This window comes from Streptosporangium sandarakinum (assembly GCF_050942225.1).
GTDB lineage: Bacteria > Actinomycetota > Actinomycetes > Streptosporangiales > Streptosporangiaceae > Streptosporangium > Streptosporangium nondiastaticum.
In genome coordinates this window covers 1,615,358-1,629,567 of sequence record NZ_CP192034.1, presented here as the reverse complement: position 1 = coordinate 1,629,567, position 14,210 = coordinate 1,615,358, and the positions used below count along the sequence as shown (strand labels likewise).

General features: G+C 71.8%; 15 protein-coding genes. All 15 read right to left on the bottom strand.

Features of this window, described 5'->3' with window-relative positions; all coding sequences use genetic code 11:
* On the bottom strand, nt 1–810 hold the full coding sequence (locus tag ACQP10_RS07700) for a F0F1 ATP synthase subunit delta (protein WP_179819219.1): 810 nt from the start codon (nt 808–810) through the stop codon (nt 1–3).
* Nucleotides 810–1,346 (bottom strand): F0F1 ATP synthase subunit B, encoded by a 537-nt coding sequence (locus ACQP10_RS07695; RefSeq protein ID WP_389993902.1) that lies wholly within the window; start codon nt 1,344–1,346, stop codon nt 810–812. The genes ACQP10_RS07700 and ACQP10_RS07695 overlap by 1 nt, the downstream gene beginning before the upstream one ends.
* A 32-nt stretch (nt 1,347–1,378) precedes the next feature.
* A complete protein-coding gene (gene atpE / locus ACQP10_RS07690; RefSeq protein ID WP_179819221.1) occupies nt 1,379–1,615 on the bottom strand; it encodes an ATP synthase F0 subunit C in 237 nt (78 codons plus the stop codon).
* Nucleotides 1,616–1,687: 72 nt separating this feature from the next.
* The gene (gene atpB / locus ACQP10_RS07685; protein WP_179819222.1) at nt 1,688–2,479 is read right to left on the bottom strand and encodes a F0F1 ATP synthase subunit A; all 792 of its coding nucleotides are present in this window, start codon (nt 2,477–2,479) and stop codon (nt 1,688–1,690) included.
* 292 nt (nt 2,480–2,771) lie between these two features.
* Nucleotides 2,772–3,203 carry a hypothetical protein gene (locus ACQP10_RS07680; RefSeq protein ID WP_179819223.1) on the bottom strand — a complete coding sequence of 144 codons (432 nt, stop codon included), beginning with the start codon at nt 3,201–3,203 and terminating at the stop codon, nt 2,772–2,774.
* Nucleotides 3,204–3,356: 153 nt separating this feature from the next.
* Nucleotides 3,357–4,688, bottom strand: coding sequence for a glycosyltransferase family 4 protein (locus ACQP10_RS07675; RefSeq protein WP_189245942.1), 1,332 nt, complete (start codon nt 4,686–4,688; stop codon nt 3,357–3,359).
* Nucleotides 4,689–4,745: 57 nt separating this feature from the next.
* Entirely contained in the window at nt 4,746–6,014 is a 1,269-nt protein-coding gene (gene glyA / locus ACQP10_RS07670) for a serine hydroxymethyltransferase (protein ID WP_346022076.1), read from the bottom strand.
* Between the two features lie 140 nt (nt 6,015–6,154).
* Entirely contained in the window at nt 6,155–6,535 is a 381-nt protein-coding gene (locus tag ACQP10_RS07665) for a hypothetical protein (RefSeq protein ID WP_179819226.1), read from the bottom strand.
* A gap of 17 nt (nt 6,536–6,552) precedes the next feature.
* Nucleotides 6,553–8,841: a hypothetical protein gene (locus ACQP10_RS07660; RefSeq protein WP_433541112.1), complete on the bottom strand. Its 2,289-nt coding sequence runs from the start codon at nt 8,839–8,841 to the stop codon at nt 6,553–6,555.
* Between the two features lie 111 nt (nt 8,842–8,952).
* Nucleotides 8,953–9,618 (bottom strand): L-threonylcarbamoyladenylate synthase, encoded by a 666-nt coding sequence (locus ACQP10_RS07655; protein ID WP_433541111.1) that lies wholly within the window; start codon nt 9,616–9,618, stop codon nt 8,953–8,955.
* Nucleotides 9,619–9,663: 45 nt separating this feature from the next.
* Nucleotides 9,664–10,518, bottom strand: a complete 855-nt coding sequence (prmC, locus tag ACQP10_RS07650) for a peptide chain release factor N(5)-glutamine methyltransferase (protein ID WP_179819229.1) — start codon at nt 10,516–10,518, stop codon at nt 9,664–9,666.
* An 8-nt stretch (nt 10,519–10,526) separates the two neighbouring features.
* Nucleotides 10,527–11,579 (bottom strand): peptide chain release factor 1, encoded by a 1,053-nt coding sequence (prfA, locus tag ACQP10_RS07645; protein ID WP_346022074.1) that lies wholly within the window; start codon nt 11,577–11,579, stop codon nt 10,527–10,529.
* Nucleotides 11,580–11,692: 113 nt separating this feature from the next.
* Entirely contained in the window at nt 11,693–11,911 is a 219-nt protein-coding gene (gene rpmE / locus ACQP10_RS07640) for a 50S ribosomal protein L31 (RefSeq protein WP_179819231.1), read from the bottom strand.
* Between the two features lie 279 nt (nt 11,912–12,190).
* A complete protein-coding gene (locus tag ACQP10_RS07635) occupies nt 12,191–12,853 on the bottom strand; it encodes a response regulator transcription factor (protein ID WP_346022144.1) in 663 nt (220 codons plus the stop codon).
* Entirely contained in the window at nt 12,847–14,172 is a 1,326-nt protein-coding gene (locus ACQP10_RS07630) for a sensor histidine kinase (RefSeq protein ID WP_346022073.1), read from the bottom strand. Before ACQP10_RS07630 ends, ACQP10_RS07635 begins: the two co-directional genes overlap by 7 nt.
* Between the last annotated feature and the right edge of the window lie 38 nt (nt 14,173–14,210).

Sequence of the window (14,210 nt, the reverse complement as noted above, 5' to 3'; positions counted from 1 at the left end):
CTAGCCGGCCAACCGGCGGCGGACTTCTTCGATTCGTCCCGCGACGGTGGTGTCGATGAGGTCGTCCCCGATGCGGATCGAGAACCCTCCGAGCACCCGCGGATCCACCTCGACGTTCAGCTGAACGTCGTGACCGTATGTAGTGCGCAGCCACCTGGCGAGACGCTGCTTCTGCTCCTCGGAGAGGTCGACGGCGCTGCGCACCACCGCGACGAGGCGCTGCCTCTGGGCGGCGACCAGGCTGCCGAACTCCTCCAGCCCTCCGTCCAGGCTACGTCCTCGGGGGTGTGCGACGACCTGCCCGATCAGACGGAGCGTGCTGGGTACGACCTTGCTCCCGACCAGCGTCTCGAGCAGCTCCCGCTTGCCCCCCTCGGGGACGTTCGGGTTGGACAGCGCCTGGTGCAGGTCGCGGTTGGAGGCGACGACGCGGCCGAACCGGAACAGCTCGTCCTCGACGTCGTCGAGCCTGCCCTGCGCCTCGGCCTCGGCGGCCGCCGAGACGACGCCGAGCCGCTCCAGCGCGTCGGCCAGGTCGCCGGGCCGCGTCCACCTCGCGGACGCGGCCGCCACGACGGTCTCCAGCGCCGCGGCGCTCACCTTGCCCTGCAGCAGGACCCGTACGGCCTGCTCCTTCTGGGCCGCGGCGCGGGAGGGGTCGGACAGGTAGCGGCGGAGCCCGTGCTCACGGTCGAGCAGGTCGGCGACCGCGAAGAGCTCGTCGGCCAGCGAGCCGAGGTCGGCGCTTCCCGCCACCGCGTTGAAGCGCTCTTCGACCTCGGCCAGCGAGGCCCTGCTCAGACCCCTCATCAGCGGACCGCCGCGTTGCTGGACTCCAGCTCCTCAAGGAACCGGTCGACGGTGCGGCGACGACGCGCCTCGTCCTCGAGGGACTCACCGACGATGCGGGTGGCGAGGTCGACCGACAGGCGGCCGATCTCGTTGCGGAGCTGCGCGAACGCCTGCTGGCGGTCGGCCTCGATCTGGGCGTGCGCGGCCTCGACGAGGCGCCGGGCCTCGGCCTGGGCCTCCTCGCGGAGCTCGGCCTTGATCTGCGCGCCCTGCTCGCGAGCCTCCTCACGCAGGCGGGAAGCCTCGTGACGAGCCTCGGCGAGCTGGTCCTTGTACTGCTGGAGAGCCCGCTGCGCCTCTTCCTGCGCGTCCGAGGCCCGCTTCAGGCCGCCCTCGATCGCGTCGACGCGATCGGCGAGGGTCTTCTGGATACGGGGGACCAGGAGACGCCCGACGAAGAAGAGGACGACCAGGAACGCGAATCCCCCGACGACCATCTCGGCCAGGTTGGGGATGAGCGGGTTCGTCGCTTCCTCTGCAGCTAGCAGATTCATGACTGCTGCCTTCCTTCAGGGCTGGTCGTTTGTCAGGCCTTGAAGGCGAACGCGAGAGCGATACCGATCAGCGCGAGCGCCTCGGCGAACACGAAGCCCAGGATCATGTTCTGCCGGATGAGGCCGTAGGCCTCGGGCTGGCGGGCGATGGCCTGGACACCCTGACCGAAGATGATGCCGATGCCGACGCCGGGGCCGATGGCGGCGAGGCCGTAACCGATCGAACCGAGGTTGCCGGTCACCTCAGCGAGCAGCTGGACGTTGGACATTCTTGGGTTTCCTTTTCTATCGACCAGTGGAAGGTGTCCACCGGGGCTCTCTGGCGGTGGGAGCGGAAGGTCTTAGTGCGCCGGGTGCAGCGCGTCGTTGATGAACATCGCGGTCAGCAGGGCGAAGACGTACGCCTGCAGGGCCTGGATGAACAGCTCGAAGGCGGTGAGCAGGATCGTCATGATGACGCCGAGCACGCCGAGCGGCGCGCCGAGCGGCGTGAGCTGGACGAACAGGAAGTGCCAGCCGACCTCGGAGAACAGCGCGATGATCAGGTGGCCGGCCATCATGGTGGCGAAGAGCCGGACCGCGTGGGTGATGTGGCGCAGGAAGAAGGTCGAGATGAGCTCGATCGGCGCGACGAGGACGTAGATCCACTTCGGCAGGCCGGGGGGGAACATCACGTTCGTGAAGAACTTGACCGGTCCCTGGTGCTTCATGCCGAGGTACATCACCAGCACCCAGACCCCGAGGGAGAGGATCGCCGGGTAGCCGATCCGCGACATCACGGGGAACTGGATGAAGATCACGGAACCGAACAGGTTCATGATCCACACAAAGAAGAACATGGTGAACAGCAGCGGCATCCACCGGTCGCTGTCCTTGCCCAGGTTCGGCCGGGCGACCTGCTCGCGGACGAACTCGTAGGCCATCTCACCGAGGTTCTGCATGCCCCTCGGCACCAGCTTCGGACGGGAGAAGGAGGCGTAGACGAGCACGATGACCAGCAGCGAGCCGATCAGCGCGAGCAGGGCCGGCTTGTTGAACCAGGCCTGACCCTGGACGAGCGGCGGCCAGTCGAATATGCCGAGCCCCGGAGCCTGGAACTCCTCGGAGGCGAGAGGCGTCAGCGCGGCGCTCACTCGGCGTTCCCTTCGTCGTGGTGATTGGTCAAAAGGCCATCCAGCGGATCACGCCGAGAGCGGACCGGCCGGACGAGGAACGTGGAAAAGGGCGGAGAGGCCAGGGCTCTGTGGCTCCGGCGGTCATTCCCCTACCTTCGTTTATCGCGCACGCGACAATAGCAGGCGCGACTCTGACTAGTCATATCGAACCAACCTTCGGAGACCCTCCCCCGCAGGCGTCCGACGGTGACTCGTTCCGTCCCGTCTGTCGCAGCGAGTCTAGGGGACCCGAGCAGCGAAAGGCGAAATATCACCTTTTGCCTCCCTGGTACTGGCCAGGAACCTTGGTGTCGGGGTCGACGTACAGCATGCGCAGCCGCAGGAACCCGCGCGCCTCGCCGATGGTCCAGCAGATCGTGCAGGCGATGACCGTCAGAGCGAACGCCCTCGGGTTCCACACGGTGGAGTCCGAGAAGACCTCCAGCAGCACCGCCAGGATGAGGATCTTGACGAAGTAGCTTCCCATCGCCGCGGCCATCATCATCGTGGGCGAGATCCGCGCCGCGTAGGCGACGGCGACCAGGCTGATCGTGAAGAACGCCGCCACCACCAGGACGCCGACGCCGGCCCCCAGCGCCCCCTGCCCTCCCGCGAGAAGCGCGGCGACGACGACGGCGACCAGACCGACCAGGGCCGTGGGAATCGCGGCGGCCCTGAGGATCCGGAGATCGTTGTCCTGCATCAGCGCTCCAGGTGGGTGGTTATCAAGCGAGCGATTGGTACCTTACAGGTCGCGTCCAATTCGGCGGCTGCTAGTGAAAGCTATCACAAGCTCATGGAAGAGCGCCTTTACCTGCCGTTTCAAGTAAACGATCAAGCAGTGGACGCGAGGTGATCAGCGCCTCGTCTCAGGACCCGGAACGCCCGGCCCGGGAGCCGTGAGCGAGATGTCGGGCAGCACCGCCAGCGTGGCCGTGTCGTCCCCCGCGGCGGAGGACCGGGGGCCGGGCATCTCCGGCGGCAGCCCCGGCGCCTCCCCCGGGAGCGGGCGGGCCCGGCCGCCGTCCGGGCCGCCCGGCCCGGCGTCGGGCCGGTCGTGGTGCCCGGCGGCGGGCGCCGCCCCCCCGCCGCCCCGGCGCGCCCGCCAGCGCGGCAGTGCCATCATCACCAGCACGCCGACGGCCAGCAGCACCACAAGCGGGAACAGCAGGAGCGGCACACCCCACGCGGCCATGGCCACGACGGCGAAGGCGAACAGGAAGGTCCAGGCGTACATCAGCAGCACACTGCGCCGGTGGGAGTGGCCGATGTCCAGCAACCGGTGGTGCAGGTGCCCCCGGTCGGGCGCGAACGGCGACAGCCCGTTGGACGTGCGCCGGATGACCGCCATGATCAGGTCGAGCAGCGGCAGCACCAGGATGGCGACCGGCACCACCAGCGGCAGGATCACCGGGAAGCTGTTGACCGCGAAGGTCTCGGAGTCGAGCGGGGTGATCGTGATCATCGTGGAGGCGAGGACCAGACCGATCAGCATCGCCCCGGTGTCGCCCATGAAGATCTTGGCCGGGTGGAAGTTGTGCGGCAGGAAGCCCAGGCACACCCCGATGAGCACCGCCGCGATCGCCGCCGTCACGTTGATGCTGGTGTTGCCGTAGTCCTTCGACAGCACGACCGAGTAGCTCCACGTGGCCATCGCGGCGATGCCGACGATCCCGGCCGCCAGCCCGTCGAGGCCGTCGACGAAGTTCACCGCATTGATCATGACCACCACGACCATGACGGTGATCAGTGGGCTCAGCGTGGAGTCGAGGATGACCTGACCGCCCAGCGAGTCGGGCAGCGGCAGCCACGGCAGGCTGACGTCGAACACCACCAGGACCCCGGCGGCGCCGATCTGCCCGGCCAGCTTGATGAGGGCGTCCATCCCCCACCAGTCGTCCAGGAAGCCGGTCAGGGTGATGAGACCACCCGCCGCGATCAGCGCGATGACGGTCTTGCCCTCGGCCAGCTTGCCCCCGGCGTACGGGAGGTTGCTGGCGACCAGCAGGCCGGCGACGAGGCCGCCGTACATCGCCAGGCCGCCGAGCCGGGGCGTCGGGATGGTGTGCACGTCTCGGTCGCGGACCTCCGGCATCGCGCCGATGCGGATGGCGAACACGCGGACCAGGGGCACCAGCAGGTATGTCACCGCGGCCGCCACCAGCGCCATGAACAGATACTCGCGCACGGACCTAGTTTCGCGGATGCCACGACCGGCTGTGACCGGAAAGGGGTACAGAACCCCTCACAGTTCGCTGGGATATGCGGGGTACTCCCGCACGAGCTCCGTCACCCGCGCCCTGATCTCTCCCGCCGCGTCCGGGTTCCGGACGGCCTGCGCCACCATCGAGGCGACCTCCTTCATCGCCTCGGCGCCCATCCCCTGCGTCGTGACGCAGGGGGTGCCGACCCGGACGCCGGACGTCACCGTGGGCGGCTCGGGGTCGTAGGGGATCGCGTTGCGGTTCAGCGTGATGCCCGCCGCGGTGCACCGCGCCTCGGCCGCGGCGCCGGACATCCCGGTGCCGCGCAGATCGATCAGGGCCAGATGGCTGTCGGTGCCCCCGGCGACCGGGCGCATGTCCTCCGCGGCCAGCCCGTCGGCCAGGGCCCTGGCGTTGGCCACCACCTGCCGGGCGTAGCCGGCGAACTCCGGCCGGAGCGCCTCCCCGAACGCCACCGCCTTCGCCGCCACCGCGTGCATGAGCGGGCCGCCCTGGACGAACGGGAAGACCGCCCGGTCGATCCTGGCCGCCAGCTCCTCCGTGCACATGATCCCGCCGCCCCGCGGCCCGCGCAGCGCCTTGTGCGTGGTGAAGGTGACCACGTCGGCGTACGGCACCGCCGACGGCAGGGCGCCGCCGGCCATCAGCCCGATGGTGTGCGCGACGTCGGCGAGCAGCCACGCGCCCACCTCGTCGGCGATCCCGCGGAAGGCGGCGAAGTCGATCGCGCGGGGGTAGGCCGTGGCCCCGCAGATGATCATTTTGGGCCGGTGCCGCAGCGCCAGCTCCCTGACCTCGTCGTAGTCGATCAGCTCGGTGTCCCGGCGCACGCCGTACGCGACGACGTCGAACCACCGGCCGGAGAAGTTGACCCTGGAGCCGTGGGTGAGATGGCCGCCGTGCGACAGCGCCATGGCCAGGACGGTGTCACCGGGCTGGAGCAGCGCGGCGTAGGCGGCGAGGTTGGCCGATGCCCCCGAGTGGGGCTGCACGTTGACGTGGTCGGCGCCGAAGAGCCGCCTGGCCCGGTCGATCGCGAGGCGCTCGGCCCGGTCGACGACCTCGCACCCGGCGTAGTAGCGCCTGCCGGGGTACCCCTCGGCGTACTTGTTGGTGAGCGTCGAGCCGAGGGCGGCGAGCACGGCGGGCGAGGTGAAGTTCTCGCTGGCGATGAGCTGGAGGCCCCCGCGAAGCCGGTCGAGCTCGTCCAGCAGGACGCTCGCGACCTCCGGGTCCTGCCTCCGCAGGAGGCCGAAGTCGGGGCCGTAGTACGGATCTGCGTCGTCCATGGCTCACATCCCCGGGACGGTGACTCAACCCACTCTAAGTCCAACCACCTTCCCGTCCCAGGTCAGGCACGGGCCTTTCACCGGATCGGGCGCGGGCCCGCCGCCGGGCCGGGCGCCCGTTCCGGCCGGGCCTCCGGCTGTCAGGAGAACGCGTGCGGCGCCCCGACGTCGGCGGGCACCCATCTCGGCGTGTCGGCCGCCTGGTCGCTGATCGAGGTGAGGATCGCCTGCCGGTAGAGGCCGAGGCGGTTGCGCCACTCGGTCATGTCCTGCACGTAGCGCTCGGCGACGGGCGCGTCCCAGACGTCCCCGCTCCTGGCCATCCGGTATGCCTTGTCCAGGCTGGTGGCCATCGTGTCGAGCAGGGGAAGCACCTCCCGCCACAGCGTGACCAGCTTCTGGTAGTCGGGGTTGAACTCCCAGGCGGTCGCCGTGCCCGGAGTCGGCAGGCCGGGGGTCGGGGAGACCGGAGGGGTCTCTCCCTGACGCATGGGCTGCGGCGCGGGCGGGTCCACGTACATCTACACGCTCCTCACGGTCACCGTCCGCCCTGCCGCTCGTCGCCGGGCGGCGGTATCGGCCGTAGCGGGTCTCCCGGGTCCAGGTCACCCGCCGGGCCGTCCGGCCCGACGTCCATGGGCCTCCACGCCCCCTCGCCCCACACCTCGCCGTCGGGGACCCGCACGCTCGGCATGTCCATCGGCTCGATGTCCCGCGCGTCGTCGACGAGCGCCGCCAGGACGTCCGGGTCCGGCGGGACCACCCGCACCGAGACCACGTCACCGCCGCCCGCCGCGCCCGCGACCGGCGGGGCCTGCCGCGGTACGGCGTCGCCGGCCGTACCGGCGCTCGGGGTGTCAGGGGTGTCGGAGGGATGCCGCACCACGTGGTTCGCGGCGGAGCCATTGGCGTCGGAGGGGTGCTGCGCCGCGTGATGCGCGGCGGAGCCGTCGGAGCGGAGGGCACCGGACTGCCCGGAGGCCGGCTCCCCGCCCGTGCCCGGCGGCTGGATCTCCTGCTCGGGGACGGGCTCGACGGTGTCCGGGACGGGGAAGGCGGGCTTGACGTCCCGCACCGGCCCGTGCGGCTCGACCTGCCCCGGCCGGTCGAGCGGAACCTCCGCGGCCCCGGAGCCGCCGGACGCGGCCGGCGTCCCGGTGGCCGGGGCGTCCGCGGTTCCCTGCGCGACGGGGGCGTCCACGGCGCCCTGGACCGTGGGGACGCCCTGGGAGGCGGTGTGGGCGGCGTCCTGTGCCGTGGGAACGCTCTGGGAGGCGTCCTGGGTGGTGGGAACGCTCTGGGAGGCGTCCTGAGCCGGAGGCGCCCCCGCGGGATCGGGGGCACCGTTCACGGTGGGCATATCGGCCGGCGGGACGTCCCCCGCGTTGTTCAGCAGCTCGGTCACCTCGGCGGCGGTGGGCGGGTTGAGCGGGATCTGCAGCACCTTCACGCCGTCCACCGACACGACCTTCGGCCTCGGGTCGCTCTGGTCGATGTCGTCGGGGTGGTCCTTGCGCGGGGTGTCCAGGATGTCGGCACCGGACGTCCCCTGCCCGGTCCCGGTCCGGTCCGCCGTCTGCTGGCCCGTCCCGGTCTGGTCGGCCCCCTGCTGGCCCGTCCCGACCTGCTGGGTCCCGGTCTGGTCCGCTCTGGGTGAGCGCTCGTCGCCCTTGGAACCGATGTCATGCTTGGCCCCGGCGTCACCGCCGGGATCCTGCCCGGCGTCGCGGTCTCCGATGGAGACGATCTCGATCTTCCCGTCGGAGCGTCCGCCGGGCGACTCTGGGGTCGAGTCGTCACGAGGCGCGGAGGTGTCCGGAGCGGAGCCGTCGCGGCGGGCCGAGGTGTCCGGAGCCTGGTCGTCCCGGCGCGCGGAGGTGTCGGGGACGGAGTCGTCGCGGCGGGCCGAGGTGTCGGGGGCGGGGGCGTCACGACGGGCCGAGGTGTCGGGGGCGGGGGCGTCACGACGCGGGGAGGTCTCGTCCCCCTTGGAGCCGGTCTCGGGCTTGTCCTCGACCTTGGCGTCCCGCCGGACCTCCTGCTTGGCCTCCGAGTCGGCGTCCTTCTTGTCCTCTGAGCCGTGCTTGCCGTCCGAGCCGGTGGCCTGTTCGTCGTCCGAGCCGTGCTTGGCGTCCGAGCCGGTGTCCTTGCCCTGGGAGCCGGTGTCGTGCTTCGAACCCGGGTCCGCGTCACGCCTGGCGTCCGGGCCCCCGTCCTGCTTGGACTGCGACCCCGTGTCATGCTTGGCGTCCGAACCGGTGTCGTGCCGGGCGTCCCCCGGACCGTCCCGGCGCGGGGCGGTCTCGTCCCCCTTGGAACCGGTCTGGGGCTTGTCCTCGACCTTGGCGTCCCGCCGGACCTCCTGCTTGTCCTCCGGACCGGCGTCCTTCCTGGCATCCGAGTCGTGCCTGGCGTCCGAGTCCTTCTTGGCGTCCGAGCCCGAGTCGTGCTTGGCGTCCGGACCGCCGCCGTCCTTGGGAACGGCCGGTGTGAGGTCCTCGGCCTTCGGCCTCTCCGGGGCACGGTCGTCGGCCTTCGACGGCTCGGTGTCCGGCTTGGGGGCCGCGGCCTTGGGGCCCACCTCGTGCCCGGCGCTCTGCTTGATCTTCTTCTCCAGCAGCGCCACGCGGGCGGAGACGTCACGGACCATCTTCTCGCCGGAGTCGGCCACCTGCGCCGGGCGGTGGGCGGACTGCGAGGACAGGCCGGCCGCGCTCATCAGCCGGGTGACCCTGCCCTCGACGGCCCGCATCTGCTCGGCCGCCTGACGCACCTCGGACAGCAGATCGCGGACCAGCTCGGGGTCCATTCCGTCGAACTTGCCCATGGACGTCTCCCAGAAGTGTCGGCCCACTTCAAGGTACCGGGGAGATCGCCCGGCGTCACGGTGATAATCAGACGGCATGGCTCACGGCACGGACCGTGAGCACCCGGCGGATCAGCCCGCGGAGTCGGGCTCCGCGTCCGTCGCGACATAGCCGATCACAACGCGGATCTTGCCCACCGGGAGGGCGCCCTGGCGCAGCAGCCGGGGAACGGCCGTGGTCAGGTCGAGGATGGTGGAGGGCACGTCGTCGGCGCACGGTCCGCCGTCGAGGTAGACCGCGACCGACTCGCCGAGCTGTCCCTCGGCGTCCGCGGCGGTGGTGGCGGGCGGGGCGCCGGAGCGGTTGGCGCTGGAGACGGCCATCGGGCCGGTCTCCTTGAGCAGGTCGAGGGCGATCGGGTGCAGCGGCATCCGCAGAGCCACGGTGCCCTTGGCGTCGCCCAGGTCCCACGACAGCGACCGGTTGGCCCGGCAGATCAGGGTCAGCGGGCCGGGCCAGAAGGAGTCGATGAGGTCCTGGCCGTAGGGGCCGAGGTTCTCCACCAGGGCGGAGGCGGCGCGCACGGTGCCGACGAGGACGGGCACGGGCATGTCGCGGCCACGGCCCTTGGCCGAAAGGAGCGACGTGACGGCGGCCGGGGTGAAGGCGTCGGCCCCGATGCCGTAGACGGTGTCGGTGGGCAGCACCACGAGCTCGCCCCGCCGTACGGCTGACGCCGCGTCGGTCAGGCCCGCGGCCCGCTGCTCGGTGTCTGTGCAGTCATAACGGCGGCTCACGGCGACCCATCCTATTCCCGGCCGGATCCCGGCCGAATTCCCGGCCTATTCCTGGCCGAACCGAGCGGTGACGAAACGGTCCCTGCGGGTGAGGTCCTGGCGGCTGCGGACGTCGCGCCAGCCGTTGTCCTCCGAGAAGATCAGATAGACCGCGGTGCCCTGCTCGTCGGCGTGCTCCACCGCGACGAACCCGCCCGGCCGCAGCAGCCGCCTGGCGGTCCGCTCCACCGCCCTGACCTCGTCGAGGCCGTCGCCGCCCGAGCCGTACAGGGCCCGCCTGGGGTCGTAGTCGCGTACCTCGGGGTCGCGGGGGACGGCGCCCGGCGGGATATAGGGCGGGTTGGAGATGACGAGGTCGACCCGGCCGTTCAGTTCGGGCAGGGCGTCGGCCAGGTCCTCGGGGTGCAGGTGGACCCGCCCCTGGCCGTGCTCCAGGATGTTGCGCTTGGCCCAGTGGTAGGCGTGCGGGTCCACCTCGACCGCGTGCACCGTGGCCAGTGCGATCTCCTGGGCGATGGACAGCGCGATGGCGCCGGAGCCGGTGCCGAGGTCGACGACCACCGGCGAGGCGACGTCCATCTCCCGCAGCCGCTCGATCGCCCAGCCCGCCACGACCTCGGTCTCCGGGCGGGGGATGAAGACGCCCGGCCCGACCTCCAGGGACAGGTAGCGGAAGTAGGCCCGGCCGGTGATGTGCTGGAGCGGTTCGCGGGCCTCACGGCGGGCGATGCCCTCCCAGAAGAGCGCGTCGAACTCCGCGTCGGAGACGGTGTGCAGCTCGCTGCGCCGTACACCGTGGACGAACGCGGCGATCTCCTCGGCGTCGGTGCGCGGCGACGGCACACCTGCCTCGGCGAGCCGGGCGGTGGCGAGGGCGATCTCGTCCAGCAGAAAGGTCATCGGGCGCTCTATGAGTGGGCGGCGAGCTTCTCCGCCATCTCAGCGTCGAGCAGGGCCTGGAGGACGGCCGTGAGATCACCGTCCAGGACCTGGTCGAGGTTGTAGGCCTTGAAGCCGACGCGGTGGTCGGAGATTCGGTTCTCGGGGTAGTTGTAGGTGCGGATGCGCTCGGAGCGGTCGACCGTGCGGACCTGGGACTTGCGCTCGGCCATCGCGGCGGCGTTGGCCTCCTCCTCGGCGATGGCCTGCAGGCGCGCCCGCAGGATGCGCATGGCCGACTCCTTGTTCTGGAGCTGGCTCTTCTCGTTCTGGCAGGAGGCGACCACGCCGGTCGGGATGTGCGTGATCCGGACGGCGGAGTCGGTGGTGTTCACGCTCTGCCCGCCGGGGCCGCTGGAGCGGTAGACGTCGATGCGCAGGTCGTTGGGGTCGATCTGGATGTCGACCTCCTCGGCCTCGGGGTAGACGAGCACGCCGACCGCGCTGGTGTGGATACGGCCCTGGGACTCGGTGACCGGCACCCGCTGGACGCGGTGGACGCCGCCCTCGAACTTCAGCCTGGACCAGACGCCCTCGTCGCCCCTGGCCTTGAGGCCGACCGTGACGTCCTTGTAACCGCCGAGGTCGGAGTGGGTGGCGTCGATGATCTCGGTCTTCCAGCCGGCGCGCTCGGCGTAGCGGAGGTACATGCGCAGCAGGTCGCCGGCGAACAGGGCCGACTCCTCGCCGCCCTCGCCCGCCTTGATCTCCATGATGATGTCCTTGTCATCATTGGGATCGCGCGGGACGAGCAGATGCCTGAGGCGGTCCTCCAGCTCCGGGACGCGGGCCTCCAGCTCCTTGGCCTCCTCGGCGAACGCCTGATCCTCGGCGGCCAGCTCCCGGGCCGTGGCGAGGTCCTCCTGGAGGCTCTCCAGCTCCCGGCTGACGGCGATGATCGGGGTCAGCTCGGCGTAGCGCCGGCTGAGCGTGCGCGCCTGGGTGGGGCTGGCGTGCACGGCGGGGTCGGCGAGCTTGAGTTCCAGCTCGGCGTACTCACTGAGCAGCTCGTCGATGTTCACCGTGCGTCCTTCCTGCGGGGCCTTTCGTGACGTGCCTCATCACCACGAACGCCGACCCGGGCGCGCCCGCCCTCGGTGGAGGCGGGCGGTTCCGGGCCGGCGTCGGGGGTGGGCTACTGGCCCGTGGTCTTCTTGCCGAAGCGCTTCTCGAAGCGCGCCACCCGGCCACCGGTGTCCAGGATCTTCTGCTTGCCCGTGTAGAACGGGTGGCAGGCGGAGCACACGTCGGCGTGGATCACGCCGTTCTTGGCGGTGCTGCGGGTGGTGAAGGTGTTACCGCAGGTGCAGGTGACCTCGGTGACGTTGTAGTCCGGGTGGATGTCGGGCTTCATCGCTTGCTTTCCTCTCCAGAGCGCGGTCGCCGGGTCGCCACTGTCCTTCGCCTGATGGGCTTCGCGCGCGGTGAGCACACTGGACGCGCGCAGGCGGGAACCGGAACCGCTTCGGTTCGGCTACCAGTGTGCCAGATGCTCCAACCATCCCAGGCCACAAGACATTCCCCGGCGGTCCCCCGGCCCCCGCACACCGGCCCTCCGGGCCCCTGCCCGGCGGCCTTCCGGCCCTCGTCCACCGGCTCTCCGGCCCCTGCCCACCGGCCCCGCGGGCCGCGCTCACCGGCCCAGGTAGGCCAGGACCGCGAGGACCCTGCGGTGGTCGTCCGGCGCCGGGTCCAGGCCCAGTTTGCAGAAGATGCCGGAGATGTGTTTCTCCACCGCCCCCTCGGTGACGGCCAGGCGCGCGGCGATCGCCGCGTTGGAGCGGCCCTCGGCCATCAGGGCCAGAACCTCCCGTTCCCTGACGGTCAGCGCCGCCAGGGGGTCGCCGGGGCGGTGCCGGCCCAGGAGCTGGGCGACGACCTCGGCGTCGACGACCGTGCCGCCCGACGCCACCCGGCGGACCGCGTCGAGGAACTCCGCCACGTCGGCGACCCGCTCCTTGAGGAGGTAGCCGACCGCCGAGGCGCCGCCGCCGAGCAGTTCGGCGGCGTAACGCTCCTCGACGTACTGCGACAGCACCAGGATCGGCAGGCCGGGCCGCCGCGCCCGGACCTCCAGGGCCGCGCGCAGCCCCTCGTCGGTGTGGGTCGGCGGCATCCGCACGTCCACGATGGCCATGTCGGGGTCGTGCTCGGCCACCGCCGCCACCAGACCGGGGCCGTCCCCCGCCGTCCCGGCGGTCTCGATCCCGCCGTCGGCCAGCAGCCGGGCGAGCCCCTCGCGCAGCAGCACCGAGTCCTCGGCGATCACCACTCGCGTGGCCCGGGGCGTCACCATCGGCACGGCAACTCCGCGCGGACCGTCGTGGGGCCTCCCGGCGGGCTGTCCACGGTCAGGACGCCGTCGATGGTCGCCGCCCGGTCGGCCAGACCGGCGAGCCCGCCCCCGGGACGGGGCGCCGCGCCGCCGGCGCCGTCGTCGCGCACCTCGACGACCACCCTCTCGCCGAGGCGGCCGATCCGGACGGACACCTCGGTGGCCGACGCGTGCCTGGCGACGTTGGCCAGGCACTCCGACACCACGAAGTAGGCGATGCTCTCCACCGCGGCGGGCGGGCGCCCGTCGAGCTCCACCGACAGGCGCACCGGCACCGGCGCCCGCGCCGTCAGGGACGACAGCGCCGCCTCCAGCCCCCGGTCGGTGAGGATCGCCGGGTGGATGCCCCGGGCGAGGTCCCGCAGCTCCGCGAGGGCGGTCTTGGCGCCCTCGTGGGCCCGCGCCAGGAGCTCCTCCGCCTCCCGGGGGTCGTGGTCCAGTCTCTCCCGGGCCCGGCCCAGGTCGATGGCGACCGCCAGCAGCCGCTGCTGGGCGCCGTCGTGCAGATCGCGCTCGATCCTGCGCCGCTCCGCCTCGGCGGCGTCGACCCCGCGGGCCCGGCTCGTCCGCAGCTGGGCCGCCCGCGCGGCCAGCAGTTCCTTCTCGCCCGCGCCGAGCAACGCGACGCCGAGCAGCGCGTGCAGCCAGGCCAGCCCGCGGGTCGCGTAGAGCGCCGCGACGAGGACCACCAGCCCGGCGGGCGGGCACGCCAGCGCCTTGGCCCAGTCGTCCACCAGCAGCCCGTCGGTGACCTTCAGCGGCGCGCCGCCGAACAGCGGCGGCAGCGGCGCGACGAGCAGGACCGCCCCGAGCGTCCACAGCACCACCGAGACGACGAGCTCCACGAACCCGATCGGCGGCAGCAGCAGCAGGTACAGCAGGTCCTTCCAGGTCGCCGGGTCGACGACCATCTCCCGCCAGCGCCGCAGCGGGCCGCCCCCGGCGGACGGCCGGTAGGGGTCGGCGATCACGACTCCGAACGCCAGCCGGAGCAGGCGGCGCTCGGCCATCGCCACGGCCCGCCACACGACCATGAGGAGCGCGAGCAGCGGCACCCCCACGCCGACGACCGTCAGGGCGAACGCGGCCGGGACGGCGAACGACAGCAGGCCGAAGAAGGCCAGGCCGTAGAACATGTTCACCAGCAGGTACGGCACGGCCCGCCAGGTCATCGGGTCGGTGAGCAGTGCCAGCGGCCCGTACGGCCCCAGGGGCGTCCGCCCGCGCGGCGGCGCGGGCGCGGTCCGCCCGGTCCGCCCGGTCGTGGTCTCGACGGTCATGCGCCCCCTCCGGCTCGGTGCGCCGCGACCGCCGGTCG

What these genes read in the sequence shown, in the direction of transcription:
- rpmE (WP_179819231.1), bottom strand. Translation starts at nt 11,911, where the DNA reads ATGAAGCCCGACATCCACCCGGACTACAACGTCACCGAGGTCACCTGC.
- glyA (WP_346022076.1), bottom strand. Translation starts at nt 6,014, where the DNA reads ATGGACGACGCAGATCCGTACTACGGCCCCGACTTCGGCCTCCTGCGG.
- ACQP10_RS07635 (WP_346022144.1), bottom strand. Translation starts at nt 12,853, where the DNA reads ATGGTGACGCCCCGGGCCACGCGAGTGGTGATCGCCGAGGACTCGGTG.
- ACQP10_RS07660 (WP_433541112.1), bottom strand. Translation starts at nt 8,841, where the DNA reads ATGGGCAAGTTCGACGGAATGGACCCCGAGCTGGTCCGCGATCTGCTG.
- ACQP10_RS07695 (WP_389993902.1), bottom strand. Translation starts at nt 1,346, where the DNA reads ATGAATCTGCTAGCTGCAGAGGAAGCGACGAACCCGCTCATCCCCAAC.
- atpE (WP_179819221.1), bottom strand. Translation starts at nt 1,615, where the DNA reads ATGTCCAACGTCCAGCTGCTCGCTGAGGTGACCGGCAACCTCGGTTCG.
- prmC (WP_179819229.1), bottom strand. Translation starts at nt 10,518, where the DNA reads ATGACCTTTCTGCTGGACGAGATCGCCCTCGCCACCGCCCGGCTCGCC.
- ACQP10_RS07665 (WP_179819226.1), bottom strand. Translation starts at nt 6,535, where the DNA reads ATGTACGTGGACCCGCCCGCGCCGCAGCCCATGCGTCAGGGAGAGACC.
- ACQP10_RS07630 (WP_346022073.1), bottom strand. Translation starts at nt 14,172, where the DNA reads ATGACCGTCGAGACCACGACCGGGCGGACCGGGCGGACCGCGCCCGCG.
- ACQP10_RS07680 (WP_179819223.1), bottom strand. Translation starts at nt 3,203, where the DNA reads ATGCAGGACAACGATCTCCGGATCCTCAGGGCCGCCGCGATTCCCACG.
- ACQP10_RS07700 (WP_179819219.1), bottom strand. Translation starts at nt 810, where the DNA reads ATGAGGGGTCTGAGCAGGGCCTCGCTGGCCGAGGTCGAAGAGCGCTTC.